26 protein-coding genes, 2 tRNA genes and 1 pseudogene are annotated in these 26,155 nt (G+C 70.4%); 17 read left to right on the top strand and 12 right to left on the bottom strand.

The features are described from left to right. Positions 1-2: 2 nt before the first annotated feature. The 7 genes from DEI84_RS07085 (at position 3) to DEI84_RS07055 (ending at position 10,077) form a co-directional block, all read left to right on the top strand. Positions 3-3,038, top strand: a complete 3,036-nt coding sequence (locus DEI84_RS07085; RefSeq protein ID WP_110890229.1) for a glycoside hydrolase family 38 C-terminal domain-containing protein — start codon at positions 3-5, stop codon at positions 3,036-3,038. Between the two features lie 124 nt (positions 3,039-3,162). After that, positions 3,163-4,146: an endo-beta-N-acetylglucosaminidase H gene (locus DEI84_RS07080; protein WP_110890228.1), complete on the top strand. Its 984-nt coding sequence runs from the start codon at positions 3,163-3,165 to the stop codon at positions 4,144-4,146. A gap of 15 nt (positions 4,147-4,161) precedes the next feature. Then, entirely contained in the window at positions 4,162-7,452 is a 3,291-nt protein-coding gene (locus DEI84_RS07075) for a GH92 family glycosyl hydrolase (protein ID WP_110890227.1), read from the top strand. 67 nt (positions 7,453-7,519) lie between these two features. After that, positions 7,520-8,380 carry an alpha/beta fold hydrolase gene (locus DEI84_RS07070; RefSeq protein WP_110890226.1) on the top strand — a complete coding sequence of 287 codons (861 nt, stop codon included), beginning with the start codon at positions 7,520-7,522 and terminating at the stop codon, positions 8,378-8,380. Beyond that, the gene (locus tag DEI84_RS07065) at positions 8,373-8,942 is read left to right on the top strand and encodes a TetR/AcrR family transcriptional regulator (protein WP_110890225.1); all 570 of its coding nucleotides are present in this window, start codon (positions 8,373-8,375) and stop codon (positions 8,940-8,942) included. Before DEI84_RS07070 ends, DEI84_RS07065 begins: the two co-directional genes overlap by 8 nt. After that, positions 8,939-9,322 (top strand): hypothetical protein, encoded by a 384-nt coding sequence (locus DEI84_RS07060; RefSeq protein ID WP_110890224.1) that lies wholly within the window; start codon positions 8,939-8,941, stop codon positions 9,320-9,322. The genes DEI84_RS07065 and DEI84_RS07060 overlap by 4 nt, the downstream gene beginning before the upstream one ends. A 92-nt stretch (positions 9,323-9,414) precedes the next feature. Further along, positions 9,415-10,077, top strand: coding sequence for a hypothetical protein (locus DEI84_RS07055; protein ID WP_110890223.1), 663 nt, complete (start codon positions 9,415-9,417; stop codon positions 10,075-10,077). Here the strand turns inward: DEI84_RS07055 and DEI84_RS07050 are convergent. Next, complete coding sequence (locus DEI84_RS07050; RefSeq protein WP_110890222.1) at positions 10,045-10,710, bottom strand: CatA-like O-acetyltransferase; 666 nt, start codon at positions 10,708-10,710, stop codon at positions 10,045-10,047. The genes DEI84_RS07055 and DEI84_RS07050 overlap by 33 nt on opposite strands. 10 nt (positions 10,711-10,720) lie before the next feature. After that, on the bottom strand, positions 10,721-11,368 hold the full coding sequence (locus DEI84_RS07045) for an HAD family hydrolase (RefSeq protein WP_258371720.1): 648 nt from the start codon (positions 11,366-11,368) through the stop codon (positions 10,721-10,723). Positions 11,369-11,420: 52 nt separating this feature from the next. On the opposite strand from DEI84_RS07045, the pseudogene DEI84_RS16075 reads away from it, so the two are divergent. From DEI84_RS16075 to DEI84_RS07025, 4 genes and pseudogenes are all read left to right on the top strand, one after another. Further along, positions 11,421-11,852 (top strand): annotated as a pseudogene (locus DEI84_RS16075) (GNAT family N-acetyltransferase); the annotation flags it as partial. Positions 11,853-11,958: 106 nt separating this feature from the next. Further along, on the top strand, positions 11,959-12,498 hold the full coding sequence (locus tag DEI84_RS07035) for a GNAT family N-acetyltransferase (protein ID WP_110890219.1): 540 nt from the start codon (positions 11,959-11,961) through the stop codon (positions 12,496-12,498). A gap of 33 nt (positions 12,499-12,531) precedes the next feature. After that, complete coding sequence (locus tag DEI84_RS07030) at positions 12,532-13,002, top strand: hypothetical protein (protein WP_110890218.1); 471 nt, start codon at positions 12,532-12,534, stop codon at positions 13,000-13,002. Beyond that, positions 13,002-13,316: a transcriptional regulator gene (locus tag DEI84_RS07025; RefSeq protein ID WP_110890217.1), complete on the top strand. Its 315-nt coding sequence runs from the start codon at positions 13,002-13,004 to the stop codon at positions 13,314-13,316. The genes DEI84_RS07030 and DEI84_RS07025 overlap by 1 nt, the downstream gene beginning before the upstream one ends. A 19-nt stretch (positions 13,317-13,335) precedes the next feature. Here the strand turns inward: DEI84_RS07025 and DEI84_RS07020 are convergent, their stop codons facing one another. Further along, positions 13,336-14,061: a hypothetical protein gene (locus DEI84_RS07020; protein WP_110890216.1), complete on the bottom strand. Its 726-nt coding sequence runs from the start codon at positions 14,059-14,061 to the stop codon at positions 13,336-13,338. A 142-nt stretch (positions 14,062-14,203) separates the two neighbouring features. Continuing rightward, positions 14,204-14,277: transfer RNA gene (locus DEI84_RS07015), tRNA-Gly, on the bottom strand. A 53-nt stretch (positions 14,278-14,330) separates the two neighbouring features. Here DEI84_RS07015 and DEI84_RS07010 point away from each other — a divergent pair. The 5 genes from DEI84_RS07010 (at position 14,331) to DEI84_RS06990 (ending at position 17,675) form a co-directional block, all read left to right on the top strand. Beyond that, on the top strand, positions 14,331-14,594 hold the full coding sequence (locus tag DEI84_RS07010; RefSeq protein ID WP_110823810.1) for a hypothetical protein: 264 nt from the start codon (positions 14,331-14,333) through the stop codon (positions 14,592-14,594). A gap of 128 nt (positions 14,595-14,722) precedes the next feature. Then, positions 14,723-14,799: transfer RNA gene (locus DEI84_RS07005), tRNA-Pro, on the top strand. 36 nt (positions 14,800-14,835) lie between these two features. Further along, positions 14,836-16,179 (top strand): trigger factor, encoded by a 1,344-nt coding sequence (gene tig / locus DEI84_RS07000; protein ID WP_110823811.1) that lies wholly within the window; start codon positions 14,836-14,838, stop codon positions 16,177-16,179. A gap of 180 nt (positions 16,180-16,359) precedes the next feature. Then, positions 16,360-16,989: an ATP-dependent Clp protease proteolytic subunit gene (locus tag DEI84_RS06995; protein WP_110823812.1), complete on the top strand. Its 630-nt coding sequence runs from the start codon at positions 16,360-16,362 to the stop codon at positions 16,987-16,989. Between the two features lie 26 nt (positions 16,990-17,015). Then, a complete protein-coding gene (locus DEI84_RS06990) occupies positions 17,016-17,675 on the top strand; it encodes an ATP-dependent Clp protease proteolytic subunit (protein ID WP_110823813.1) in 660 nt (219 codons plus the stop codon). Positions 17,676-17,742: 67 nt separating this feature from the next. On the opposite strand, the gene DEI84_RS06985 is transcribed toward DEI84_RS06990, so the two are convergent. Then, on the bottom strand, positions 17,743-18,354 hold the full coding sequence (locus DEI84_RS06985) for a copper resistance CopC family protein (RefSeq protein WP_258365727.1): 612 nt from the start codon (positions 18,352-18,354) through the stop codon (positions 17,743-17,745). 59 nt (positions 18,355-18,413) lie between these two features. Continuing rightward, positions 18,414-19,166, bottom strand: a complete 753-nt coding sequence (locus DEI84_RS06980; RefSeq protein WP_110890215.1) for a YcnI family protein — start codon at positions 19,164-19,166, stop codon at positions 18,414-18,416. Positions 19,167-19,351: 185 nt separating this feature from the next. Between DEI84_RS06980 and clpX the strand changes: the two genes are divergently transcribed. After that, positions 19,352-20,632, top strand: a complete 1,281-nt coding sequence (gene clpX, locus DEI84_RS06975) for an ATP-dependent Clp protease ATP-binding subunit ClpX (protein WP_110823815.1) — start codon at positions 19,352-19,354, stop codon at positions 20,630-20,632. Between the two features lie 72 nt (positions 20,633-20,704). Here the strand turns inward: clpX and DEI84_RS06970 are convergent, their stop codons facing one another. The 6 genes from DEI84_RS06970 to DEI84_RS06945 form a co-directional block, all read right to left on the bottom strand. Continuing rightward, positions 20,705-22,732 carry a M3 family metallopeptidase gene (locus tag DEI84_RS06970; RefSeq protein WP_110890214.1) on the bottom strand — a complete coding sequence of 676 codons (2,028 nt, stop codon included), beginning with the start codon at positions 22,730-22,732 and terminating at the stop codon, positions 20,705-20,707. Positions 22,733-22,758: 26 nt separating this feature from the next. Continuing rightward, the gene (locus DEI84_RS06965) at positions 22,759-23,313 is read right to left on the bottom strand and encodes a TetR/AcrR family transcriptional regulator (RefSeq protein WP_110890454.1); all 555 of its coding nucleotides are present in this window, start codon (positions 23,311-23,313) and stop codon (positions 22,759-22,761) included. A gap of 154 nt (positions 23,314-23,467) precedes the next feature. Next, a complete protein-coding gene (locus DEI84_RS06960; protein WP_110890213.1) occupies positions 23,468-24,574 on the bottom strand; it encodes an ImmA/IrrE family metallo-endopeptidase in 1,107 nt (368 codons plus the stop codon). A 33-nt stretch (positions 24,575-24,607) separates the two neighbouring features. Then, on the bottom strand, positions 24,608-25,297 hold the full coding sequence (locus DEI84_RS06955) for a hypothetical protein (protein WP_146236324.1): 690 nt from the start codon (positions 25,295-25,297) through the stop codon (positions 24,608-24,610). A gap of 67 nt (positions 25,298-25,364) precedes the next feature. Further along, positions 25,365-25,616 carry a hypothetical protein gene (locus tag DEI84_RS06950; protein ID WP_110890211.1) on the bottom strand — a complete coding sequence of 84 codons (252 nt, stop codon included), beginning with the start codon at positions 25,614-25,616 and terminating at the stop codon, positions 25,365-25,367. Positions 25,617-25,713: 97 nt separating this feature from the next. Further along, a partial coding sequence (locus DEI84_RS06945) for a class I tRNA ligase family protein (RefSeq protein WP_146236323.1) occupies positions 25,714-26,155 on the bottom strand: 442 nt, incomplete at its 5' end.

The following is a 26,155-nucleotide window of genomic DNA, read 5'->3' as shown; positions in this document are numbered from 1 at the left end:
CCATGCACGACGACATCCCGCTCACCATCGGCCGCGCACGCCGTGTCCTCGACGAGCGCATCCTGCCCGAGGTGCACGCCACCGCCGTCCCGCTCGACACCGCCTGGCACGAGCTGCCCGGTGAGCCGATCGCCCCCGCGGAGGGTCTGGCGCTCGACTTCGAACCGTACGAGGTCGGCACTCCGTGGGGTGCCGCGTGGGGGACCACCTGGTTCCGCCTGTCCGGCACCGTCCCCGCGGAGTGGGCCGGCCAGCGGGTCGAGGCGCTCGTCGACCTCGGCTTCGACAAGAACATGCCCGGCTTCCAGTGCGAGGGGCTCGTCTACCTGTCCGACGGCACCCCGGTGAAGTCGCTCAACCCCCGCAACCAGTGGGTGCTCATCGCGGAATCAGCCGTCGGCGGCGAGACCGTCGAGTTCTTCGTCGAGGCAGCGTCCAACCCGGTGCTGCTCGACTACCACCCCTTCCTCGTCACGCAGGAGGGCGACATCCGGACGTCGTCCCCGAAGCGGCTGTACACGAGCCGCCGGATGGACCTCGCCGTGTTCGCCGCCGAGGTGCACGAGCTCGCGCTCGACATCGACGTCCTGCTCGAACTGCAGGAGGAGCTGCCGCAGGGCCCCCGGCGCATGCGGATCCTCCAGGCGCTCGACGACGCCCTCGACGCCCTCGACCTGCAGCACATCCCGGAGACCGCGCCGGACGCCCGTGCGGCGCTCGCCGAGGTGCTCGCCGCACCCGCCGAGGCCTCCGCGCACCGGATCTCCGCCGTCGGCCACGCCCACATCGACTCCGCCTGGCTCTGGCCGGTGCGCGAGACGATCCGCAAGGTCGCCCGCACCACGTCGAGCATGACCGAGCTCATCGGCCAGACGGACGACTTCCTCTACGGCATGTCCAGCGCGCAGCAGTACGCCTGGATCAAGGAGCACCGGCCCGAGGTCTACGCGAAGGTCAAGGACGCCGTCGCCGCCGGCCGGTTCCTGCCCCTCGGCGGGATGTGGGTCGAGTCCGACACGGTGATGCCGACGGGCGAGAGCATCGTCCGGCAGTTCTCCCAGGGCCAGCGGTTCTTCGAGCGCGAGTTCGGCATCCGACCGAAGGGCGTCTGGCTGCCGGACAGCTTCGGCTACTCGCCGGCGCTCCCGCAGCTCATGCGTCGCGCGGGCTTCGAGTGGTTCTTCACGCAGAAGATCTCGTGGAACCAGGTGAACAAGTTCCCGCACCACACGTTCCTGTGGGAGGGCATCGACGGGTCGCGGGTGTTCTCGCACTTCCCGTCGATGGACACGTACAACTCGCGGCTGTCCGGCTCCGAGGTCGCGAAGGCCGCCCGGCAGTTCCGGGAGAACCGGCTCGCCTCCGGGTCGATCGCGCCGGTCGGCTGGGGTGACGGCGGCGGCGGCACCACCCGCGAGATGACCGGCACGGCGGCACGTCTGGCGGACCTCGAGGGCAGCGCCCGCGTCACGTGGGAGCACCCGGACGCGTTCTTCGACCGGGCCAAGCGCGAGCTGGAGAACCCGCCCGTGTGGGTCGGCGAGCTCTACCTCGAGCTGCACCGAGCCACGCTGACGAGCCAGCACCAGACGAAGCAGGGCAACCGGCGGAGCGAGCACCTGCTCGTCGAGGCCGAGCTGTGGTGCGCCACGGCCGCTGCCCGCACCGACTTCGCCTACCCGTACGACGAGCTCGACGCGCTCTGGCAGCAGGTCCTCCTCCAGCAGTTCCACGACATCCTGCCGGGCACCTCGATCGCGTGGGTGCACCGTGAGGCCGTCGAGCGGTACGCGGAGATCGCGGCCCGCCTGGAGGCCCTCATCGCCGCCGCCCTGTCGGCGCTCGCCGGTGAGGGGGACGCGACGGTCGTCGTCAACCCGGCCCCGAGCCTCCACGGCGGCGCCCTGGCGCAGAGCGCGATCCTGACGACCGACCTGGAGGCGACCACCCCGGTCCGCCTCGAGGAGGCCGACGGCGGCTTCGTGCTCACGAACGACCTGGTCCGCGTCGTCGTCGACGGCCGCGGACTCGTCACGAGCGCCGTCGACCTGGCCACCGGTCGCGACGCGATCGCACCGGGCCAGGTCGCGAACCTGCTCCAGCTGCACCAGGACTTCCCGAACATGTGGGACGCGTGGGACGTCGACCGGTACTACCGGAACCGCGTCGACGACCTGGTCGACGTGACCGCCCTGCGCGGCTCGGTCGACGAGGACGGGACCGCCCGCGTCTCGGTGTCGCGCTCGTTCAGCGAGTCGACGCTCACGCAGGAGATCACGCTCGCGCCCGGCACCCGGACGCTCGAGTTCGACCAGGTCACGGACTGGCACGAGACCGAGAAGTTCCTCAAGGTCGCGTTCCCGCTCGACGTCCGTGCCGAGCACACCATCGCGGAGACGCAGTTCGGCGCGCAGAAGCGGGTGACACACACGAACACCTCGTGGGAGGCCGCGAAGTTCGAGACGTCCATGCACCGGTACGTGCTCGTCGAGGAGCCCGGGTTCGGCGTGGCGCTCGTCAACGACTCGATCCACGGGTTCGACGTCACGCGCGACGCGGTCGACGGGCACGTCACGACGACGGTCCGGCTCTCGCTGCTCCGCGCACCGCGGTTCCCCGACCCCGAGACGGACCAGGGCGTGCAGACGCACCGGTACGGCCTGGTGATCGGGACCGACGTCGTCGGGGCGACCGCTGCGGGCACGGTCATGAACACGTCCGTCCGACGGATCGCCGGCGCGCACGGCTTCGACTCGCTCGTCCAGGCCTCCGGTGACGTCGTGGTCTCGGCCGTCAAGCTCGCCGACGACCGCATGGGTGACCTGGTCGTCCGCGTGTACGAGCCGGCGGGCCGACGCGGGACCGGGGGTCTGGCGGTCGACGGGCCGTTCGGCGAGCCGGTCGAGGTCACGCTGCTCGAGGAGACGGACCCGGCGCTGCCCGGCGTCGCCGCGGTCACCGACGGGGTGGCGGCCTTCGCGGTCGACGCCTTCGAGGTCCGCACCTTCCGCTTCCCGCGCACGAGCGAGGAGCGCTGACGGCGGCCCACTGAGACCCCCGCCGCCGGGACTTCGGGTGTCCCGGCGGCGGGTCCCACGGCCGGACCGGTCGTGGACCACGGCGGCACCTCGTCGCCGCGGACACCACTCGAAGAGGAGTGTCATGCAGAAGACCATGAAGATCGGGATCGTGGCGGCGTTGGTCGCCATGGTGGCGGCGCCGATGGTGCCCGCCGCCGCGTCGGCAGCACCGGGCGGGCCGGCAGCGGCATCGCAGGGCCACGGACACGGACACGGACACGGCCAGGGACACGGACACGGCCACGGGCGGCCGGGGCACACCGCCCCGACGAAGTCCGGGCCGACGAGCATCGCCTACGTCGAGGTGAACAACGACGAGCTCCGGAACGTCGGCCGGTACACGCTCGAGAACGGCGCCAACGCGTTCGACGTGGCGATCATCTTCGCGGCGAACATCAACCGTGACGCGGACGGCGACGCGGTCCTGTACGCCAACGAGAACGTGCAGCGCACGCTCGACCAGGCGGCGACCCAGATCCGCCCGCTGCAGGCCAAGGGCATCAAGGTCACGCTCTCGGTGCTCGGCAACCACCAGGGCACGGGCCTGGCCAACTTCACGTCGAAGGCGGACGCGCGGGACTTCGCGGCGCAGGTGTCGGCGACCGTCGAGAAGTACGGGCTCGACGGCGTCGACCTCGACGACGAGTACTCGGACTACGGCGTGGACGGCACCCCGCAGCCGAACGACCAGTCGATCGGCTGGCTCATCTCGGCGCTCCGAGCGGACATGCCCGGCAAGATCATCTCGTTCTACGACATCGGCCCGTCGTCGACGTCGCTGCAGCACGAGAAGCCGTCGATCGGCAAGAAGCTCGACTACGCCTGGAACCCCTACTACGGCACCTACACGGCGCCGAGCATCCCCGGCGTGCCGAAGTCGAAGCTCTCGGCCGCGGCGGTCGACATCCAGAACACCCCGGTGGACCTGGCCGTCACGCTCGCCGAGCGCACCAAGGCAGACGGGTACGGCGTCTTCATGACGTACAACCTGCCGGACGGAGACGTCAGCCCCTACGTGTCGCAGTTCACGCAGGTGCTCTACGGTCAGTCCGCCGTCTACAAGTAGGGGAACGACCGATCCATGAGTGACGAGCGCCGTGGCGGCCCGACCACCGACAGCCCGACGAGCACCGGTCCCGTGACCGCGGTCGCGGCCCGGAACGGAGTCGGGTTCGTCGCCCAGCAGGCGACCCTGATCGAACAGACCGACCCGAGGGGGACCGTGCAGGTCGTCCCCGGGTTCGCCGGACGGGAGGTCGGGCTCACCGACGTCCTGACCTGGGTCTGGTTCCCGGAGCGGTCGCTGCCCGAGGGGCAGACCGAACCGGGGGTCTCGGACCTCGACCGGTTCTGGGCCGCCACGGCGTTCGCACTCGACGTCGTCTTCACCGACGGCACCCGGCTCAGTGACGGCGTCGGTCACGCTCTCGCCCGCGACCAGTACGGGGACGCCGCCACACCCGAGGCGCAGGACGACGCCCGCAAGCAGTGGGTCGACCAGTGGAACCGGCGGACCGTCGACCTGTCGGCGGTCGCCGGCAAGGTCGTGGACCGCCTGGAGGCCCGACTCGGCCGCGCAGACGGGCTCCCGTCCGGTGACGGGCCGGATCCGGCGGTGGACAGGGCGGTCCGGGCCGACGCCGGGCCGGCCGCAGACGCGGCGTCGGCCGCATCCGGCCGCACCGTGCGCGGTTGGCTCGACGACGTCCGGATCGAGCCGGCCGGCCCCGGGACCGGTGCCGTGCCTCCCGGTGGTCGCCCGCTCGACTCCGTCCGCACCACCCGGGGCACGCACTCGTCGGGCACGTTCTCGCGCGGGAACAACGCCCCGCTCGTCGGACTCCCGCACGGCGGGGTGTTCGGCCTGCCGATGACGAACGCGTCCGACAGCCGGTGGCCGTACGCCTACCAGGAGCACAACCGCCCGAGCGACAACCGCCCGGCGATCCAGGCGTTCGCGACGAGCCACCTGCCCTCGCCGTGGATGGCCGACCGCGGGGTGTTCCAGGTCATGCCCTCCCCGCTCGCCGAGCCCGACGTCGACCGGACCGCCCGCGCGCTCGGGTTCGACCACGTCGACGAGCTCGACGGACCACACCGGTACCGGGTCGGCCTCGACGAGGGCGTCACCGCGGAGATGACCGCGGGGGAGTTCGCCCTGGCCTGGCGGTTCACCGGTGTCCGCAGCGTCGTGCTCGACCACCACGGGGTGCTCCGCTCGTGTTCGGTCCGGCTCGAGGACGGTGCGGTGGTCGTCGACGCCCTGCTCGACGACCGCCCCGAGACCCCGCCGCACCACGTCCACGTCCGGATCATCAACGCGGTCGCCGAGCACACCACCGTCGCCGACGGGGAGCTCCGCGGGTGGGTCGAGGTCACCGGGGACACCGACGTGCTGCTCGGCATCTCCACCGTCTCCGCCGAGGACGCCGTCGCGAACCTTCGTGCAGCGGGCGACTTCACCGCGATGCGCGAGCACGCCGAGGACCGGTGGGTCGCCGAACTCGACGTGCTCCAGGTCGAGGGCGCCACCGACGACCAGCTCGTCTCGCTGTACTCCGGGCTGTACCGGGTGTTCCTCTACCCGACGCGCGCGGGGGAGACCGCCCTGGACGGGACACCGCGCCACCGTTCCCCGTACGGCGACGTCCTGTCCGAGCCGATCCGGGACGAGCCCGGTCCCGAGGTCGTCGACGGGCCGCTCACCACGACGAACGGGTTCTGGGACACCTACCGCACTGCCTGGCCGCTGCTCGCGCTCCTCACCCCGGACACGGCGGCCGACCTCGCCGATGGCGTCGTCGGACACTTCACCGACGGCGGCTGGACCCCGCGCTGGAGTGCCCCCGGCGCCGAGGACGTCATGACCGGCACCACGAGCGACACGGTCTTCGCCGACCTCGTGGCCAAGGGCGTCGACGGGTTCGACGTCGAGCAGGCCTACCGGTCGGCGGTGCGGAACGCGACCGTCCCCGCGCGCGACCGACGGGTCGGACGGAAGGGGAGCCTCCCGGGCCTGTTCCGCGGGTACGTCGACACGGCGACCGGCGAGGGGATGTCGTGGACGCTCGACGCGGCCATCAACGACTGGGGTGTCGCCGTCCTGGCGCGGGTGATGGCGGAGCGTGCCGCGGCTGCCGGAGACGCGGCCGGAGAAGCACGGTACCGGGCCGAGCACGAGTGGTTCGCCCGTCGGTCGCTGCAGTACCAGAACGTCTTCGACCGGGAGCGCGGGTTCTTCATCGGTCGCGCACCGGACGGTTCGTGGCGGGACGACTCCGACCCCGACGGCGGCTTCGACCCCGACGTGTGGGGGAGCGACTACACCGAGACGAACGCCTGGGGCACGATGTTCACCGCCCCGCACGACGGTGCCGGCATCGTCGACCTGCACGGCGGCCCGACGGCGTTCGACGAGGCGTTCGCCCGCTTCTCCGAGCGCCGCGAGACGGGCGGCACCGATCGCTCCGGCTCGTACGGGTTCGCGATCCACGAGATGACCGAGGCCCGCGACATCCGCATGGGCATGCTCGGACTGTCGAACCAGCCCGCGCACCACATCCCGTTCTTCCCCATGTTCACCGGCCGGCACGACGACGCGCACCGCATCGTCCGCGAGTGCCTCGACCGGCTGTTCGTCGGCTCCGACCTCGGCCAGGGGTACCCCGGTGACGAGGACAACGGCGAGATGAGCGCCTGGTACGTGTTCGCGACGATCGGGCTGTACCCGTTGGCGCCGTCGACCGGCACCTACGTGCTCGTGCCGCCGTCGGTCCGGCGGACGGTGCTGCGTCCGCCGGGGAGTGGTTCGCCCACCGTCATCGAGACCACCGGTACCGGCCGGTTCATCGGCGCCGTCACGGTCGACGACGAGCCGTGGGGGTCCATCAGCATCCCGCACGCGGTGGTGGTCGGGGCGTCGCGGATCGTCGTCGCGCTGTCGGAGACGCCGGTCGGGTGGGCTGCGGACACGCGCCCGACCTCGGCGTCCGAGCAGCACGGGTACCGAGACACCCCGGACGACGTCCTGCCGGTCGGGGCCTCACCGCTCACGGACGACACCGGGCTGACTCAGGTGGCACTCGCCGCGGGGGAGAGCGTCGTGGTGCCGGTCACGGTCGCGGCGGCATCGCTCGTCACGGTGACCGCGGCCGCGGGGGGCACGGCATCGTGGCGGATCGTGCTGCGGGACGCCGACGAGCGCGTGGTCCATCAGCTCGACGCGCAGGACGAGGAGTTCGTGTGGGCCCGGCAGACACGGGTGTTCCCGTTCGCCGGCGGGGTCAGCGCGGGGACGCTCTCGTTCGAGGCCGTGACGCCCGTCACGCTGACGCAGCTGCAGTGCATCGCCGCCGACGGGAGTCCGTCCTGACCGGGTGTTGACACGTCCTGGCTACGGGGATTAGCTTATGGCTAACATTCGTAGCCAGGAGGCGCTCATGCTCGAACACATCGAACTCGACGGCGGCACCATCGCCGTCGACGTCAGCGGCACCGGTCCGCTCGTCGTCCTCGCACACGGCATGGGTGACAGCCGCCACTCGTACCGGTTCCTCGTCCCGGAGCTCGTCGCCGCCGGCTACCGGGTCGCGAACGTCGACATCCGCGGCTGCGGGGACTCGAGCACCGGCTGGTCCGGCTACGAGCGCGCCGACATCGCCGCGGACCTCGTGGCCGTCGTGCGGCACCTCGGCGGCCCCGCCGTCATCGTCGCGCAGTCGATCAGCGGCGGTGCCGCGACCATCGCGGCCGCGGACGCACCCGACGTCGTCGCCGGCATCGTCGAGCTGGCTCCCTTCACCCGCGCACAGTCGTTCGACCTCGGCGGGTTCCTCCGCAACCGCAACCAGCACCGTGCCGGGACGTTCCGACTCCTCGCGGTCATGACGACCGGCAGCCTGCCGGGTTGGCTCGCCTACCTCGACATCGCCGTGCCCACCAAGCCCGCCGACTGGACGGACGAGCGTCGCCGTATCGAGGACACGCTCCGGCAGCCCGAGCGCATGGCCGTCCTCCGCGCCATGACGAAGACCTCGCCGACCGACGCCGGCGCCCGGCTCGCCGACGTCCGCTGCCCGGTCCTCGTCATCGAGGGCAGCGCCGACCCGGACTGGGCCGACCCCGCCGCCGAGGGACGCCGGGTCGTCGCCGACCTGCCGTCCGGTCTCGGCGAGCTCGCCGTGATCGAGGGAGCCGGGCACTACCCGCACACCGAGACCCCGGCCGAGGTCCTGGCGCTCCTGCTCCCGTTCCTCGGCCGCACCCTCGCCGCGCTGCCGATCGGGGGCGATCGTGCCTAGGGCCGGACTCGACGCGACGGTCGTCACCGAGGCCGCCGCCGCGCTCGCCGACGAGAACGGGCTCGCGCAGGTGAGCATGAGCACCGTCGCGGAACGGCTCGGCGTCAAGGCGCCGTCGCTCTACAAGCACGTCGACGGTCTCACCGACCTCACCCGACGGATCGCGGTCGTCGCGGTCGCGGAACTCAGCGAAGCGCTGCGGGACGCGACGCAGGGGCGGGCCGGGAGGGACGCCCTCGCCGCCGCCGCCGGTGCGGTCCGCCGGTACGTGCGTGAGCACCCCGGTCGCTACGCGGCGACGACCGGGGCCCGTCCCGCCGACGCCGACGACCCGCTCACCCTCGCACTCGACCGGACGCTGTCGTCGTTCTCCGCCGTCCTCCGCGACTACGGCCTCGACCCGGCGGACGAGGTCCACGCGCTCCGGATGCTCCGCAGCGTGCTGCACGGCTTCGCGACGCTCGAGGTCTCCGGCGGATTCCAGATGGGGACCGACGTCGACGAGAGCTTCGCCTGGATGATCGACTTCCTCGACCGCGGCCTGCGCGCCGGCCCACGATGAGCGTCGGACACGACCCCGTCCGCGGCGGCCTCCGCGCCGGCGCGGAACTCGTCGCCTGGGTGGCCGTACCGTGGGCACTCTGGCCGCACTCGATCCCGCTCGCGATCGGGGCCGTGCTCCTGCTGCTCGTCCCGCCCGCCGTGTTCTCGACGCCCGGTGACAGGCCGGGAGGCGATGCACCGATCGCGTCGCACGGCATCGTCACGATCGTGTCGGTCCTGGCGCACCTCGTCGGCGCGACCGTCGCCGCGTGGGTGATCTGGCCGTCCTGGCTGGCCGTCGTCGTCACCGCACTGTGCGTGACCGTCGTGGTCACCGAAGTGCCCCGGTGGCGGTCGCTGCTGGCCTGGCGGCGGACGCCGCGGCCTGCGGTCTCCTGACCCTCCTCCATGCACGGGCCGGCTGGCGGAGGCCCCTCGTTCGGCCACCGGACTTCCGCACGCCCGGAGACGAGTGATGGGACGCTGGGTCTGTGATCGACCCACGCTCGCCCGGCTCGGGCGTCTTCGTCGCACCCGACGGGGACGTGTACGTGGACCGCGACGGCCCCGGTGTCACGACGTTGCGGCGGTGGCGGGAGCGGTACGACCCCGTTGCCGTGCGCCGACGAGCACGACGAGCGGTGTGGAGACGGACGCTGCTCGCAGTCGCGACCGTCGCACTGGCGGCGGCGGTGGGTCTCGGGATCGGCGTCCTGGTGGCGGGCCCGTCCCTCCGCGCGACGACGTTCGGAGCGGGTGGGGCATTCATCGGGGTCTGGGTCTGCATCGGGACCGCGTTCGTGGTCACCTCGGGCGAACCGCGGAGCGCCGCCAGGGCTGTCGTGCCCGTCCCGGCCGTGGTGCTCGCCGCAGCGCCGGCGGACGCCAGCCCAGCCGACGTGTGGCGGTGGAGCGTCGCCGTCACGACCGAGGCCGACCGACGTCGGATGATCGGGTACGAGACGTACGTCGAGCGCCCCTTCATGCAGGAGCAGGCGGATCGGGCACGGGAGCAGTACGCGGCGGTCTACCGGGCGTACGTCGAGACCGCGCGGGAGTTGGGCCTACCGCTCCGCGAGCCGGAGATCCCCCTCCTCACGGGTGACCCGAGCGGCACGGGCTCAGCCGGCGGCCCCGGAGGTCCACTGCGGTGACGCGAACAGCTCCTGCAACTCGGTCACCAGACGAGCCGCGTGGAAGCCGTCCGCCGCCGCGTGGTGGATCTGGACTGCCAGAGGCATGACGACCCGGCCCTCGGTCCGCCGGTAGCGGCCGATGGTGAAGATCGGCGACAGGTGGTCCCATGCATCACGGATCCCCAGCGTGAACCCGGTGAACGACGCCCACGTGATGCTCGACACGTCGAACACGTTCGGCGGCACGTCGTCCTGCGGGAAGAGCGAGGACGCCGTGCGGTACCGGTCGAGGACGTCGACGGCCTCACGGTGGAAGGTCGCGAAGTCCTCGCGGTACGGCGTCCACACACTGGCGAACGTCTCCCGTTCCGGGTTGAACACCGTGAACGACGGATGCACGACGTCCCACACGGCCGGGTCTCCGGACGAGTCGAGCGCCATGCGGAACGCCTCGTGTCGGTTGACGACGGTCGACAGCGCCCACATCTGCGCCACGGAACTCCTGACCGGTGTCCCGTGCAGGGCGCCGACCAGTTCGGTGACGTCGACGTCGATCGTCATCGCGTAGGTGCAGGGAACACGGTGGCGGTAGTGCTCGAAGTGCTCGCGGCGAGGCCAGGTCGCGACGTCGATCGGCCGGAGGGTGTCCATGGTGCCGAGCCTAGGACGGCGAGGAACCTCTACGGTCCGGCAGTGCTCGAGTCAGCTCGGCGAGCGATCCGAGCTGCATGTCCGTCAGTTCCGCCCCCGGGCGACGAGCGTGCACGTGACCCCACGGGCCTCGGCGGATGAGGGCGGTGCGCATCCCCGCTGCCCGAGCGGGCAGGACGTCGTTGTCCAGTCGGTCACCGACGTACAGGACGGCGTCCGCGGGCAGGCGAGCGGACTCGACCACACGCGCGAAGAACGCAGGCGAGGGTTTGGCGATGCCCCACGACGTCGACGATGCGATGAAGTCCGGAGCGCATCCGACGGCGCGGAGTCGCTGCTCGACACCGGCGGGTTGGTTCCCGGCGATGCCGACGACGAGTCCTGCCGCTCGGCACGCCCGGAGGCAGTCGAGCGCATCGGGATAGAGGTCGCGGCCTTCGATCGGCACTGTGGGTGGACGCTCGACCCCGAGGAGCCCCCAGACCTCGTGGTGGTCCCGGTCCCGCTCGATGAGCGCGCCGAGGAGCGCCATCAGGGCGAACGGGGTGACGCCAGCACGCTCGGCCCGCAACGACCAGATCCGGGACTCGTCGACCAGTGTCTCGCCGACGTCGAACACGACGCCACGGACGCTGGTGGGGAGTTGTCCGCTCTGCACCGTCCGATCCTGGCACCCCTCTGCGCCGTCCACAGCCGGTACCGTCGCTCGCATGGGTACTGCCTTCACGATCTGCCGGACCGTCGAGGACGACTGGCCACTGGTCCGCGAGCTCCGGATCGAGAACGCGACCGACAACCCGATCTCGTACGGGGCGACCCTCGAGACGACCCGCGGCATGACGGAGGACGACTGGCGTCTCCGCGCTCGGCGCGGCCAGGGGATCGACACGACCAGCCTCGCCGCGGTCGACGACCTGTCCGGCCGGTGGATCGGGATGATGAGCGCCCAGATCGGGGACGAGGACGGTCCGGGCCCGGTCCTGACCGGGGTCTTCGTCTCGCCGGCGTTCCGCGGTCGGACGCACGGTGTCGCCGACGCCCTCCTCGGGGGCATCGTGGACTGGGCGGGTCAGCGCGCGGACCACCTCCGCCTGTACGTGTACGAGCACGGGACACCGGCACGACGCTTCTACACCCGTCACGGGTTCGTCGAGACCGGCCGGACCCGACCGGTGGGCTTCAGGACGGCTCGACGCTGGAGATGGTCCGGGCACTCGAGCAGGCCGGTCGGCCGGAAGGCGCTCCCCGGTGAGCCCGATCCGTCTGGTCTCACCGGAGGACAGCACGGCGCTCGCCGACCTGCTCGTCCGCAACCGGGAGTTCCTGGCACCGTGGAGCCCGCTCCGGGCCGACGGCCACGAAATCGTCGAGGGCCAGCGCTCGGACATCGCGCTCGTGCTCGACCGACATCAGCGGGGCGAAGCCGTTCCGTTCGTGATCCTCGATGACGACGGCGGGGTCGCTGGCCGGCTGACGTTGAGCGGCATCGTGCGGGGACCCTTCCGGTCGTGCGCGATGGGGTACTGGCTGTCGGAGGACCGAACCGGACGCGGGCTGGCCACCCGGGCTGTGGCGGCGGCGCTCGGCCATGCGTTCGACGAGCTCGGCCTCCACCGGGTCCAGGCCGAGACACTGGTCCACAACACCGCCTCGCAGCGGGTGCTGGCCCGCAACGGCTTCCTGCAGTACGGCCTGGCGCCGCGGTACCTCGAGATCGCGGGCCGGTGGCAGGACCACCTCATGTTCCAACACCTCCGCGATGATCCGCCGGTGGCGCCGATCCGTTGACTTTCCAAGCTGGCAAATGATTGACTTGCCGACATGGAAAACGAGCACGACCTGGCCCGAGCCCGTGAAGCGCTCGCTGCCGTCGAAGCCACCCGCGCCTACGTCGCCGACCGCCTCGTGACGCCCTGGTGGTACCACCCGACGCTCGGGCTGCTGACCGCCGCCTACCTCGTCGGCTACACGCTCGGCGGCACAGTCGTCCGGATGAGCGTCCTCATCGCCTTCTTCGTCGGACTCGGCGCCCTCGTCTCCGTCTACCGTCGCCGGACCGGTGTCTGGGTCTCCGGACACCGGGCAGGCGCCGCTACCCGATGGGCGGTGGCGATGGGGGTGTCGGCCGTCGTCGTGGTGGTGACCGCCATGGTCGTCCATGCCGCCACGGGCCTCCTCTGGCCGGTGTGGGCGGGTGCCGCGGTCCTGTTCGTCCTGATCGTCGCTCTCGGGCGGCGGTTCGACGCGCGCTTGCGGTCGGAGTTGCGCAGCGGCCACGTGGTGGCGTCCTGATGGCCTCCCCGCTCGACGAGCCGGCGAGCGGCGCCTCTCCGACCTTCGACGAGGTCGTGCATGCCCCGAACCGTCTGCAGATCTGCGCCTTCCTCGACCCGCTGGACGAAGCCGAGTTCTCGGTCGTCCGTGACGCACTCGGTGTGAGTGACTCGGTGACGAGCAAACAGGTGAAGGTGCTGCAGTCGGCCGGCTACCTCACGGTGAGCAAGCCCACCGGCAACGGCCGTGTCAAGACGTGGCTCGCCCTCACCCCGGAGGGTCGGCGCGCGTACCGGGCGCACGTCGCCGCCCTGCGGGTGCTGCTGGGCTGAGTCAGCCTGTGATGGAGCCTCAGGCGTGTTCGGCCAGGTGCGCGCCCCACACGGCGTAGGTGTCCCGGTAGCGGTGCTCCTCCGCCTCCGGGCGCCACACCGACCGCGTCAGCTCCTCGGGGAAGCCCACGACGTCGACGCGCGGGTGGTCGGCTGCCGCCGCACACGACCGGCGGTTGAGCTCCCGGCCGTGCGCACCGGCCGCGATCCGTGCCGGTCGGGAGAGGCTGCCGGCGTTGTCGAGCGGCGGGATCGCACCGACGAGGACCCGGGCGCCGGGCGGGAGTGCGTCGAGGAGCGCGGCGAGGGTGTCGCGGAGGTGCCGTTCCCAGGTGAGCGGCGACATCACCCGGAGGGCGTCCGTGATGCCGACCATGACGACGACGAGCTCACAGCCACGCAGGTGCTCGCGGTGTCCGTCCACCACGGTCGGCAGGTCCCGCACGCTCGACGACGGGGCGCTCGCGATGGACCACGACGTCCCGCGGCCACGCCGTGCGGTGCTGTGCCGGGCGAAGAACGCCGGCAGGGACAGCTCGTGGGTGCGCACGCCGAGGGAGAGCTCCCCGCGCTCGCCGAGGAACAGGACCCGTGTGACGTCCGATCCGACGACCGTTCCCTCCGCGGGGTCGTCCGGGTACACGTCCCACGCTGCGTCGGAACGACGGAAGAGGAACTCGCTGAACCGGCCGACTCGTGCCGGCAGTGTGACGGCGGACCGGACGGCCGTGCGGACTCGTGACATGGGTGCGCCGCCGTCGATCCTGCGGCAGCGGGTGCGCCGCGCGTCGACGTCCTTCCGGCCAGCGCCACGCTAGTCCTCAGAATGTGGACCGTCGGGGTACAGCGCCGTGCGCCGCGACCTTGTGGACGGGACGACGGGAATGTGGAGGGGATGACGGGAATCGAACCCGCGTAGCCAGTTTGGAAGACTGGGGCTCTACCATTGAGCTACATCCCCGCGGCCGCGCACGAGTCGCGGCCCCACCACCATACCGGACGAACGACACCGCCATGATCCTGCCGCCGCCGGACGAGTCGTCGCAGCGCACGATCAAGCGCTCCCGGGTGCTCTCGTACGTGCTCGTCGCGGTCGCCGCGGTGGTGCTGTCCCTGCGCCCGGAACTGCTCGGCGACCCGCAGGCGCAGCCGTGGCACGCGCTGCTGCACGTGTGGCGGATCGTGGTCGGTCTGCTGCTCGGGGTCGCCGCGCTGGCCGTCCAGGTCATCGTCGGGGTGCGCTGGCGGCAGGGCCTCCGGAAGTCCGCGGACGACTGAGTTCCCCACAACCGAGGGTCCTGCCGGGGATCGCGCATCGCGAGCCCGCTAGACTCATCGAGGTCGTGGGGCCGGACTCGTCCTGCCCGCGCGTCAACAGGCGCACACGACGATCCTGGCCCTCGTACCGGGGCGTAGCTCAGCTTGGTAGAGCGCCCGCTTTGGGAGCGGGAGGTCGCAGGTTCAAATCCTGTCGCCCCGACCAGGTCACATCGAACGTCAACCAACAGGAGAACATCCCTTGGCCACCAGCACCGTCGACAAGGTGAGCGACACCCGCGTCAAGCTCACCGTGAACGTGACGCCGGAAGATCTCAAGCCGAGCATCGACCACGCGTACAAGCACATCGCCGAGCAGATCAACATCCCCGGCTTCCGCAAGGGCAAGGTCCCGCCGGCGATCGTCGACCAGCGTGTCGGCCGCGGCGAGGTCCTGAACCACGCCGTCGGTGACGCCATCGACACCTTCTACCGCCAGGCGGTGGACGAGCAGGAGCTGCGCATCCTCGGCCGTGCCGAGGCCGACGTCGCCGAGCTCCCGAACGTCAAGGACTTCTCCGGCGACCTCGTCCTTACCTTCGAGGTGGACGTGCGTCCCGAGTTCGACCTGCCCGACTACGGCTCCATGGAGATCGAGGTCGACGCGGTCGAGGTCTCTGACGAGGAGATCGACGAGGAACTGCAGAACCTCCGCACGCGCTTCGGCACGCTCGTGACCGTGGACCGTCCGGCCAAGGTCGGCGACTTCGCGCAGCTCGATCTCACCGCCACCATCGGTGACGACGAGGTCGACTCGGCCACCGGCGTCTCCTACGAGATCGGCTCGGGCGACCTGCTCGAGGGCATCGACGAGGCGCTCGAGTCGCTCACCGCCGGCGAGTCCACCACCTTCGAGTCGAAGCTCGTCGGTGGCGACCGCGAGGGCGAGACCGCCCAGATCGCCGTGACCGTCACCGCCGTCAAGGAGCGCGAGCTCCCCGAGGCCGACGACGAGTTCGCCCAGATCGCCAGCCAGTTCGACACGCTCGACGAGCTCAAGGTCGACCTCAAGGAGCAGATCGCCAAGTCGAAGACCTTCGGCCAGGGCGCTGCCGCTCGCGACAAGCTCGTCGAGCAGCTCCTCGAGTCGGTCGAGATCCCGATCTCGGAGAAGCTCATCGAGGACGAGGTGCACCGTCACCTCGAGCAGGAGAACCGCCTCGAGGACGACGAGCACCGCAAGGAGGTCGCCGAGTCCAGCGAGAAGGCGTTCCGCTCGCAGATCCTGCTCGACTCCATCGCCGAGAAGGAGCAGATCCAGGTCTCGCAGGAGGAGCTCACGCAGTACCTCATCCAGGCCGCTGCCCAGTACGGCATGGAGCCCGCCGAGTTCATCAAGGTGATCGACCAGAACGGTCAGATCCCCGGCATGGTCGGCGAGGTCGCCCGCTCGAAGGCCGTCGCGACGGTCCTGTCGAAGGTCACCGTGAAGGACACGGCCGGCAACCCGGTCGACCTCTCCGCGTTCACCGCGGGTGTCGCCCAGGGCGACGACGTCGACGCGGACGAGACCGACGACGAGTCGGCCGAGGCCGACGCGAAGTAGTCGCGACCATCCTCACGAACGGGAGGCACGGTGCCAGCTGGCACCGTGCCTCCCGTTCGTGTTCCCGCACGTTCCGACCGTGTTCCCGGTCTGCCTGACCGCCGACAGCGAACACACGAGACCACGTGCGTTGCAACCGATAAGTTCGACAACAAGCGACAACTGAACGGGAGCTTTTCCATGGCCGAAGCAACACTGAACCCCAGTGTTTTTGACCGCCTTCTGAGAGACCGGATCGTGTGGCTCGGCTCCGAGGTCCGCGACGACAACTCGAACGAGATCGCAGCCAAGCTGCTGCTCCTCGCCGCCGAGGACCCTGAGAAGGACATCTACCTCTACATCAACTCGCCCGGTGGGTCGATCACCGCCGGCATGGCGATCTACGACACGATGCAGTTCGTGCCGAACGACATCGTCACGGTGGGCATCGGTCTCGCCGCGTCGATGGGGCAGTTCCTGCTCTCGTCCGGCACGCCCGGCAAGCGCTACATCACGCCGAACGCGCGCGTGCTCCTGCACCAGCCGTCCGGTGGCTTCGGTGGTACCGCCGCCGACATCCAGACGCAGGCGAAGGTCATCCTCGACATGAAGCAGCGGATGGCCGAACTCACGGCTGAGCAGACCGGCAAGTCCATCGAGCAGATCCTCAAGGACAACGACCGCGACAACTGGTTCTCGGCACAGGAAGCCCTCGAGTACGGCTTCGTCGACCACCTGCGCGCCTCGTCCGCCGAGGTCGTCGGTGGTGGTGGCACCGTCAGCGACGGCGAGACCCCCACGCCGGCCGCCGAGCCCGACGCCCAGTCCTGATCCCCACCGAAGAAAAGGAAACGAGAATGCATCTCCCCATGCTCGGTGGCGCGCAGAACGTCCCGGCTCCCACCGACCGGTACATCCTCCCGAGCTTCGAAGAGCGCACGGCCTACGGCTACAAGCGGCAGGACCCGTACGCGAAGCTGTTCGAGGACCGCATCGTGTTCCTCGGCGTGCAGGTCGACGACGCGTCGGCTGACGACGTCATGGCCCAGCTGCTCGTGCTCGAGTCGATGGACCCGGACCGCGACATCGTGATGTACATCAACTCGCCCGGTGGCTCGTTCACCGCGATGACGGCGATCTACGACACCATGCAGTACATCCGCCCGCAGATCCAGACGGTCTGCCTCGGTCAGGCCGCATCGGCCGCGTCGGTGCTCCTCGCCGGCGGGACCCCGGGCAAACGCCTGGCGCTCCCGAACGCCCGCGTGCTCATCCACCAGCCCGCTGTCCAGCAGGGTGGCGGCCAGGCGTCCGACATCGAGATCCAGGCGGCGGAGATCCTCCGCATGCGCACCTGGCTCGAGGAGACGCTGTCGAAGCACTCCAACAAGACGCCGGAGCAGATCAACCACGACATCGAGCGCGACAAGATCATGTCCGCGCAGGAAGCGGTGGAGTACGGCCTGATCGACCAGGTCCTCACCAGCCGCAAGAACCTGCCGGCGCTCGTCAAGTAGCGCGACACGACGACGGCCCCGTACCGGATCGGTACGGGGCCGTCGTCGTGTCCGGATGTGGGCCGGGTCAGCCCTCGTCGGGGTCGTCGGCGGCAGGCGCCGGGCGACGACGGACGAGCAGGAGCACGGCGACCGCCGCAGCCACGACGACGAGGCCGCCCGCGCCGATCCACAGGGCGTCGGACGCGGTGGACGACGTCGTGCCGGACTCGGTGCCCGTCGTGCTCGCGGCCGCTGACGACCCGCCCGCGTCCGCGGCACACGTCGGCGGTTCCGTGGAGCCCGCTGCGGGGGAGAACCCGGCGGGCGCGTCCCACGTGAAGTCGTACGAGTCCGAGACCGTGTGCCCGTCCGCGGAGATGATCTGCCACTCGACGGTGTACTCCCCGGAGTCGCCGAGTGCGGCGGCGGTGGTCATCGTCGGACCGTCCACGTCGACGCAGCCGTCCTCGAAGTACTCCCCGTCCGGGCCGACCACGCGGAAGGCGAACCCGGAGTCGGTGTCGCCGATGTCGAGCAGGCGGTCGTTCGTGGTGATCGCGAACGACTCCGGCAGCTCGGTCAGGGTGCTGTCGGCCGCCGGGGTGGCGGAGACGAGGTAGTTGTGCGCGCTGGCGGGGGCAGCGAGCCCGAGGACCGCGCTGCCCGCGATCGCGAGCGCCGCGGCGGACGCGGCCACGAGCCTCCCGGCCCGACCGCGCACGTCCGCCGGGCGCGAGGCCGTCTGCGTGCCCGACGTCACTTCGTGCTGCCGCGACGGCGCGACGCGGCGACCGAGACGACGAGCGCGACGGCGCCGAGGAGCAGGCCACCGAGGCCGAGGAACCGGCCGACCAGGTCGGGGTCCGCCGGAGCGGTGGAGGACGCAGTGGAGGCGGTGGTCGCCGCCGACTCGCCGGACTCGGTGGACTCCGTGGCGCCGTGGGCGTGCTCGTCCTCCGCGGTGTCCGCCGCGGTCAGCGTGATCGTGGGCGCCGGGTGCTCGGGCTCGGCCTTGCCGGCCTCGGTCGTCTGGTCCCACTCGGTGGAGCCCTCCTCGCAGGTCTGCGAGACGGGCATCGCGACGGTGTCGCCGGCCTTGCCGTCCGGCAGGGCGAAGGAGAGCGCGAAGGTGTCGCGCTCGTCGGCGGGGAGCGGGGTCCTCGCGGTGTAGGTGACGCTCGTGACCCGCTCGGCCGCGGCTTCCGACTCGTCCTCGTCCGCCGCGGCACTGGGCGCCGTGTACGGCTCGGTCTCCTTCGTGATCGTCCAGTTCGGGTTGACCGTGGGCGTGACCTCGATGACGGACTCGGGGACGTGGAACCGGAGCTCCGTCGTGGGGGAACCGTCGCAGCCGTGCGGGACGGAGAACGTCACCGTGGTGTACGAGTTCGCCGCCGTCGAGGTGGCTTCCGCGCCGACGTGTGCGCTGGCAGCGGCCGCGGAGCCGAGGACGATCGCGGCGGCGACACCGAGGGTGGCGACGCCGCCGGTGGCGAGGCGCTTGTGCATGGTTCCTCCAGGAGCCGTTCTCTACAACTTGTAGAGCAACGGCGACCACGCTACCAGGCTGCCGACGCCGTGGGCGAACGCGGCCGGGGGTCCCGCGCTGTGTCGGCGGATGCGGTTAGGCTCGGTCCCACGACGACCTCGTGCACCGCACTGGCGGCGCGCGTCGACCAGGGAAGGCCGAGAGCATGGCACGCATCGGAGAGAGCGCCGACCTCCTGAAGTGCTCCTTCTGTGGGAAGAGCCAGAAGCAGGTACAGCAGTTGATCGCCGGCCCCGGCGTCTACATCTGTGACGAATGCGTCGAACTCTGCAACGAGATCATCGAGGAACGCCTCGCCGAAGCGGGGGAGGACACCGGCAGCGGCGAGTTCGACCTGCCGAAGCCCCGCGAGATCTTCGACTTCCTGCAGGAGTATGTCATCGGGCAGGACCCGGCCAAGCGTGCCCTCGCGGTGGCCGTCTACAACCACTACAAGCGCGTCCGTGCGCAGGGGCAGATCACCGCCGCCGAGGACCGCGACGACGTCGAGATCGCCAAGTCGAACATCCTGCTCATCGGTCCGACCGGCTGCGGCAAGACCTACCTGGCGCAGACCCTCGCGAAGCGGCTCAACGTGCCGTTCGCGGTCGCGGACGCCACCGCCCTGACCGAGGCCGGCTACGTGGGCGAGGACGTCGAGAACATCCTCCTCAAGCTCATCCAGGCCGCCGACTACGACGTCAAGCGCGCCGAGACCGGCATCATCTACATCGACGAGGTCGACAAGATCGCGCGGAAGGCCGAGAACCCCTCGATCACACGCGACGTCTCCGGCGAGGGCGTCCAGCAGGCGCTCCTCAAGATCCTCGAGGGCACGGTCGCCTCCGTCCCGCCGCAGGGCGGCCGGAAGCACCCGCACCAGGAGTTCATCCAGATCGACACGACGAACGTCCTGTTCATCGTGGCCGGGGCGTTCGCCGGGCTCGAGGAGATCGTGTCCTCGCGCGTCGGCAAGCACGGCATCGGCTTCGGCGCGCAGCTGCACAGCCCGCTCGACCAGCAGGACCTGTACGCCGACGTCCTGCCGGAAGACCTGCACAAGTTCGGGCTCATCCCGGAGTTCATCGGTCGCCTGCCCGTCGTCACGACGGTGTCGAAGCTCGACCAGGCCGCGCTCATGCAGATCCTGACCGAGCCGAAGAACGCCCTCGTCCGGCAGTACCAGCGCATGTTCCAGATCGACGGCGTCGAGCTCGAGTTCGACCAGGGTGCGCTCGAGGCCATCGCGGACCTCGCCGTCCTGCGGCAGACGGGTGCTCGCGGCCTCCGGGCGATCATGGAAGAGGTCCTCGGGCCGATCATGTTCGACATCCCGTCGGACGACGACGTCGCTCGCGTGGTCATCAACCGGGCCACCGTGCTCGAGAACGCCGCGCCGACGATCGTCCCGCGGTCGCAGCCGAAGCGCGTCGAGAAGTCCGCGTAGCGGCGGCGACGGCAGCGGCGCACCGCCGTCGCCGTCGCCGCCGTCGCCGCGCGGCCTACTCGAGCCCGCGGCCTACTCGAGCCCGCGGCGTCGCAGGAGCGGCCCGACCTCGGCGTCGCGGCCGCGGAAGGCGCGGTACGCCTCGAGCGGGTCCTTCGCCCCGCCGACGCCGAGCAGGAGACGGGCGAACCGCTCGCCGGCCTCGCGCGAGAGCCCGCCGTTGTCGCGGAACCACTCCACGGTGTCGGCGTCGAGCACCTCGCTCCAGATGTAGCCGTAGTACCCGGCGTCGTACCCGCCCGAGAACGTGTGCGCGAAGTACGTCGACGAGTAGCGGGGCGGGACGGCCGGAGCGTCGACGCCGGCGTCGGCCAGGGCCTGCCGTTCGAATGCCTCGACGTCGGTGACCGCGGCCGCTTCGGCAGCGGTGAGCCGGTGCCAGGCCTGGTCGAGCAGTGCGGCCGCCAGGTACTCGGTCGTGCCGAAGCCCTCGTTGAACCCCTCCGAGTCGCTGAGCCCGAGGACGAGTTCGGGCGGCATCGGCTCGCCGGTCTCGTGGTGCTTCGCGTAGTTCGCCAACACCGAGGGCCAGGTCACCCACATCTCGTTGACCTGCGATGGGAACTCGACGAAGTCACGCTCGACGTTCGTGCCGGAGAACCGCGGGTAGGTCGTGCGGGCGATCAACCCGTGCAGCGCGTGTCCGAACTCGTGGAACAGCGTCTCCACCTCGTCCTGCGTCAGGAGCGTGGCCGAACCCGCGGCGGGCTTCGGCACGTTGAGGTTGTTCACGACGACGGGGAGCGTGCCGAGCAGGTGCGACTGCTCCACGACGGGGTTCATCCACGCGCCGCCCCGCTTGCCGTCCCGCGTGTGCAGGTCGAGCAGGTACAGCCCCACGGGCTCGTCCTGCTCGTCGGTGACCTCGAACACGCGGACCTCGTCGTTGTAGCCACGGAGGTCGGGTCGTTCGGTGAACCGCAGGCCGTACAGGGCGGTCGCCGCGTGGAAGACGCCGTCGACCAGGACCCGGTCGGCTTTCAGGTAGGGGCGGAGCGTTCCGCTGTCGGCGGCGAACTGCTCACCGCGCAGGACCTCGGTGGCGTACGCCCAGTCCCACGACTCGACCTCGTACCCGACGGTCCGCGACCGCACCGCCCGCTCGTCGCGTGCGTTGGCGGTGGCGGCCGGCACGAGCGACGACAGCAGCCCGGCGACGGCGTCGGGGTCGCCGGCGGTCTCGTCGGCCGTGACGACCGAGGCGTGGTCGCGGAACCCGAGCAGCTCCGCGCGCTCGGCACGGAGGCGCACGATCCGCAGCAGGACGTCGCGGTTGTCGAAGGCGTTGCCGCGTCGTCCGCGGGAGAGCGACGCCTCCATGATCCGCTGTCGGAGCCCGCGGTCGGTGAGCGTGGCGAGCCAGGGGTGCCCGGTGTAGAGCGGCAGGGTGACGAGCCAGCCGTCCATGCCGCGGTCGGCCGCTGCGGCGGCGGCCGCGGACAGTGCGCCGTCGTCGAGTCCGGCGAGCTCGGACTCGTCGGTGACGTGCACGGCCGCGTCGTTCGTGTCCTCGAGCAGGTTCCGCTCGAAGGTCGTCGTCAACGAGGAGAGCTCCTGGTTGACGGCGGTCAGTCGTTCCTTGCCGGCGTCGTCGAGTCCGGCGCCGGCGAGCGTCATCTCGGTCAGGGTGCGGTCGACGAGGCGTCGGTCCTCGTCCGACAGACCGGCAGTGTCCTCGAGGTCGTCGTGCACGGCCCGCACGCGCGCGTACAGGCGGGCGTCCAGCACGACGGCGTCACGGTGAGCGGCCAGGAGCGGGGACAGTTCGGCCTCGAGGTCGCGGAGCGCGTCGGTCGAGTCGGCCGAGGTGACGGTGGAGAAGACCATCTCAACCCGCTGCAGCAGCTGTCCGGACCGTTCGAGCGCGACGAGGGTGTTCTCGAACGTCGGTGGGTGCGGGTCGGTGGCGATCGCCTCCACCTCGGCGCGGTGCTCGGCCATCCCGGCGTCGAACGCCGGTCGGTAGTGCTCCGTCCGGACGTCGTCGAACGGCGGGAGGGCGTAGGGGAGAGTGCTCGGTTCGTCGAACGGAGTGGCCATCCCCACAACCTATCCACCGACCCGTGTCAGGGCGTGGCGGCGTCGATGAGGACCGCGGCTGCGCGCCGGGCGTGGACGGCAGCGTCGGGGGTGCCGGCGATCGCGGCGGTCGTCTGTGCCCCTTCGGCGAGGAGTGCGAGCTGCGCGGCGAGCTCCTCGGCGCGCTCGACGTCGGAGACGGCCTGCACGGCGAGTTCGCTGACGAAGCGCTGGAACGACTCCTTGTGCTCCCGGACGATGGCCGCGACGGCCGGCGAGGTCGCACCGAGCTCACCGAACGCGTTGATGAACCCGCACCCGCGGAACGTGTCGTCGCCGAACCACGACTCGAGGAAGTCGTAGACGGCGAGCATCTTCGCGCGCGGGCCCTCCGCGGAGTCGACGGCCGCGCGGATGCCCCGCTCCCAGAGCCCGTGCCGCCCGGTCAGGACGGCGGCGACGAGCTGGTCCTTGCCGGGGAAGGCGGCGTAGAGCTTCTTGAGCGAGACCCCGGCGGTCGTCCGGATCTCGTCCATGCCGACGGACTGGATGCCGCGCGCGTAGAACAGCGCGTCGGCAGTCTGCACGATGCGGTCGAGCATGTCCGGCTCGACTGGCGTGTTCGTCGCGGTCACTGGGCCTCCTCAGTGCATTCGGCATCGGTCAGGCCGCCCGAGGGAACGACCGTTCTCAACGGTACGCCACAGCTGTCGGAGCACCCGACGGCCTCGATCGTCACCCGCTTCGGAACGGGTGCTAAGACGCGTCTGGGCTGTTCTCTGCGAGTATGTCGAACGGGCGCATCATCTTGGCCTTCGTCGGCGCGGTATCGGCAACGCTGAACGGGACCAGCCCTTCGATGTGGCTCTGTAGTTCTCTCCGGGAGATCTTGAGGTCGTCCAGGACCTCGCGCGTGACTCCGGCCATCCTGCTTCCGAAAAAGACCTTCCGGAGGACCTGCGACGTCTCGGGAACCAGGTCGCTCCCCGGCTCACTGGTGCGGTAACCCATCTGAGCGAGCTCGATGCAGGTCGACCGGTACTGCCAATCCGTAAGGAGCTTCACCTGGTGCAGGCGGTTCGCGAGCGCCATCGCGGAGACCTTCCAGTGACTGCGACACTTCAAGATCCTCGCGATGGATGCCCCTCGCATACCTTGGCTGAGGACTCCGTCCGCCGGTACGAGGAACGCGGCCGCAAAGGTATTTGCCTCGGCCTCACGTTCCCGTCCCTGCGGAGACACGGCGAAGTCGCCGTGCAGGATCAGATGGCCGAGCTCATGAGCAAGGTCGAAACGTTGCCGTTCTGCCGACTTCGTCGTGCTCAGGAAGATGAAGGGGACGCCGTTGCGCCAGAAGGAAAACGCATCGATCTCGCGAGTATCAGCGGTGACGGTGAAGACGCGTACTCCGTGAGCTTCGACGAGGTGCAGCAGGTTCGGGATCGGCCGGTCCCCGAGAAGCCAAGCAGCACGAACCATCTCAGCGGTCGTCTCAGGATCATGACCGACGAAGCCGTCGATAGAGGGGGACGGCAGGAGGTACTTCTGTTCGAGCCAATCTGCGAGTTCCAGGGTCATTGTGGCCCCCGCCAGCGCTGCATCGCGTTGCCCGGCAGTGGTTTTGCTGAGTTTGCGGAAACTGACACCGTCGGCTCCGATCATCTCGACGTCTTCCTTGAAGAAGAAGTCCTCGGCCACTTCTAGGTGCTCCGCGAGAGTCGCGAGCGCTAAGGCCGAAGGTGTTACGTCGCCGCTTTCGTACGCGGACAGAGAGCGCGTCGATATGCCGGTGGACGCGGCGAGCTTCGTCAAGGACAAGCCGCGGCGCGAGCGAGCGAGACGTAGACGGGAGGGGGTTATCACTGCAGCACCTTCGGGACGTGGCGCTGGTAGTCCCTAGCGCCGTCTAATCGGGATGTTCACGCCCTCGTCCGGGCGGTCCTCGGGCTGACCGAACGAGGCATCGAAATCGAAATCGAAGTCGTCCTCGAGGACGAGGGGCTGGAGGTGGATTCGCTGTCGCCACGTGTTGACCCTGCGGTCTACCCGGAAGCCTGCTGGCTCAGAGAGTTCCAACAAGAGGGTACGCTCCTCCAACTGATGCAGCAGCATCCATAGCGGAGCGACCGCGGCAAGCGCTTCCGGCGAAACCGGATCGGGGTCCGGGATCCCGGGCAGTTGGAAGAATGCCTGCCCGTCCGCCTGTTGGGTCTTCCGTATCGAGTTGAGGGTCGCCGGCCCCTTCTCCCGAGTGAGCGGTTGACGGCGGGGGTCACCCTTCGCGCCGACGTTGTCCGCCGAGGCGACAACGATGCTCATCAGGGCCTCGGGATGGACGATTCGCTTCTGGTTCTCGACAGTGGCCACGACCCAGCCGGATCGGGCGAGGCTTTTCCGGAGGTCTTCGCTGCCGTCGTGGTAGATGTCGGTGTTCTCTGCACCCGCGTTGGCGAACCCAGACCTTGACAGTGCACGACTTGTCCCGCGGCGGAGAGCGTCGTGGACGAGGGAGGAGCTCAGGCCGTAATGGCGGAGCAGGTCCTCGTCGGAAGACGCCGCGGGTTCGTGCGCGAACTCGACCACCATGCCGGACTCCATCCTCTGGGTTGCTTGTTATCCTCCCTCAAATGAGGGAGAAAAACAAGCAACGCACTCAATCCTCTTCGGAGGCGTCGTCCGGATCTGTCATCTGCGCGTGACCGAGCGGGTCGAGGTGGATCGACGTCCCGTCGTCCAGCTCGACCATCGGCTTGCCCTCCAGGTAGGTGAGCGTCCAGCGCCAGGTCGACGCGTCGACCGACTCGGCTGCGAGCTCGTCCTCGACGCCGCGGACCGCGACGACCATCGTCTCCGGGAGCCGTGCCGGCGGCTCCGCGCCGACGCTCCATCGTGTGCCCAATTGCATCCGTGCCTCCAGTCCGAGTGGTACCGCGTGCGGGACGCAGGACGCCCCGCCGCCGTGTGGTCCACGGTAGCGGGGCGTCCGGTCGTGCAGTCGGGCGTCAGGCGCTCGGCTGCTCGGCCAGCTCGATCTCGGTGACCGCGAACTCGTCGCCGTCCACGAAGGCGAGGTCCTGGATGCGGCCGACGGCCGCCAGGTCCACGGCCGCGCGCTCCACCAGTTCGCGGAGGTCCGCGGGCGCCTGCACGACGGCCCGGGTGACGGGCGTCTTCTGGGACGCCTTCGCGGCCGTCTTCGCACCGCGGATGCCGATGAGCGCCTGCCCGACGGCGGCGAGCAGCCCGGTCTCGGCTCGGTCGACCGGCAGGTCGGCCCGCGTCGGCCAGGAGGCCCGGTGCACGCTGGTCTCGTGGGTCCAGGCCCAGACCTCCTCCGTCGCGTACGGGAGGAACGGGGCGAGCAGACGGAGCAGGACGTCGATCGCGCCCCGGAGCGCGAGCACCGCGCTCGCCTGGGTCTCGTGGGTCGCGTCCGCAGCGGTG

The sequence above is a fragment of the Curtobacterium sp. MCBD17_023 genome (assembly GCF_003224415.1).
In the GTDB taxonomy this organism is placed as follows: domain Bacteria; phylum Actinomycetota; class Actinomycetes; order Actinomycetales; family Microbacteriaceae; genus Curtobacterium.
The sequence above is the reverse complement of the archived record's forward strand: the minus strand, read 5'-3'. Positions and strand labels throughout refer to the sequence as shown.

Excerpts from the sequence above, each read along its gene's own strand:
- DEI84_RS07085 (WP_110890229.1), top strand. The coding sequence starts at position 3 with ATGCACGACGACATCCCGCTCACCATCGGCCGCGCACGCCGTGTCCTC.
- DEI84_RS07020 (WP_110890216.1), bottom strand. The coding sequence starts at position 14,061 with ATGTCACGAGTCCGCACGGCCGTCCGGTCCGCCGTCACACTGCCGGCA.
- DEI84_RS07010 (WP_110823810.1), top strand. The coding sequence starts at position 14,331 with ATGATCCTGCCGCCGCCGGACGAGTCGTCGCAGCGCACGATCAAGCGC.
- DEI84_RS06955 (WP_146236324.1), bottom strand. The coding sequence starts at position 25,297 with ATGGTGGTCGAGTTCGCGCACGAACCCGCGGCGTCTTCCGACGAGGAC.
- DEI84_RS07080 (WP_110890228.1), top strand. The coding sequence starts at position 3,163 with ATGCAGAAGACCATGAAGATCGGGATCGTGGCGGCGTTGGTCGCCATG.
- DEI84_RS06965 (WP_110890454.1), bottom strand. The coding sequence starts at position 23,313 with ATGCTCGACCGCATCGTGCAGACTGCCGACGCGCTGTTCTACGCGCGC.
- DEI84_RS07070 (WP_110890226.1), top strand. The coding sequence starts at position 7,520 with ATGCTCGAACACATCGAACTCGACGGCGGCACCATCGCCGTCGACGTC.
- DEI84_RS07075 (WP_110890227.1), top strand. The coding sequence starts at position 4,162 with ATGAGTGACGAGCGCCGTGGCGGCCCGACCACCGACAGCCCGACGAGC.
- DEI84_RS06995 (WP_110823812.1), top strand. The coding sequence starts at position 16,360 with ATGGCCGAAGCAACACTGAACCCCAGTGTTTTTGACCGCCTTCTGAGA.
- DEI84_RS07025 (WP_110890217.1), top strand. The coding sequence starts at position 13,002 with ATGGCCTCCCCGCTCGACGAGCCGGCGAGCGGCGCCTCTCCGACCTTC.
- DEI84_RS07030 (WP_110890218.1), top strand. The coding sequence starts at position 12,532 with ATGGAAAACGAGCACGACCTGGCCCGAGCCCGTGAAGCGCTCGCTGCC.
- clpX (WP_110823815.1), top strand. The coding sequence starts at position 19,352 with ATGGCACGCATCGGAGAGAGCGCCGACCTCCTGAAGTGCTCCTTCTGT.
- DEI84_RS06950 (WP_110890211.1), bottom strand. The coding sequence starts at position 25,616 with ATGCAATTGGGCACACGATGGAGCGTCGGCGCGGAGCCGCCGGCACGG.
- DEI84_RS07060 (WP_110890224.1), top strand. The coding sequence starts at position 8,939 with ATGAGCGTCGGACACGACCCCGTCCGCGGCGGCCTCCGCGCCGGCGCG.
- DEI84_RS06980 (WP_110890215.1), bottom strand. The coding sequence starts at position 19,166 with ATGCACAAGCGCCTCGCCACCGGCGGCGTCGCCACCCTCGGTGTCGCC.
- DEI84_RS06990 (WP_110823813.1), top strand. The coding sequence starts at position 17,016 with ATGCATCTCCCCATGCTCGGTGGCGCGCAGAACGTCCCGGCTCCCACC.
- DEI84_RS07050 (WP_110890222.1), bottom strand. The coding sequence starts at position 10,710 with ATGGACACCCTCCGGCCGATCGACGTCGCGACCTGGCCTCGCCGCGAG.
- DEI84_RS06970 (WP_110890214.1), bottom strand. The coding sequence starts at position 22,732 with ATGGCCACTCCGTTCGACGAACCGAGCACTCTCCCCTACGCCCTCCCG.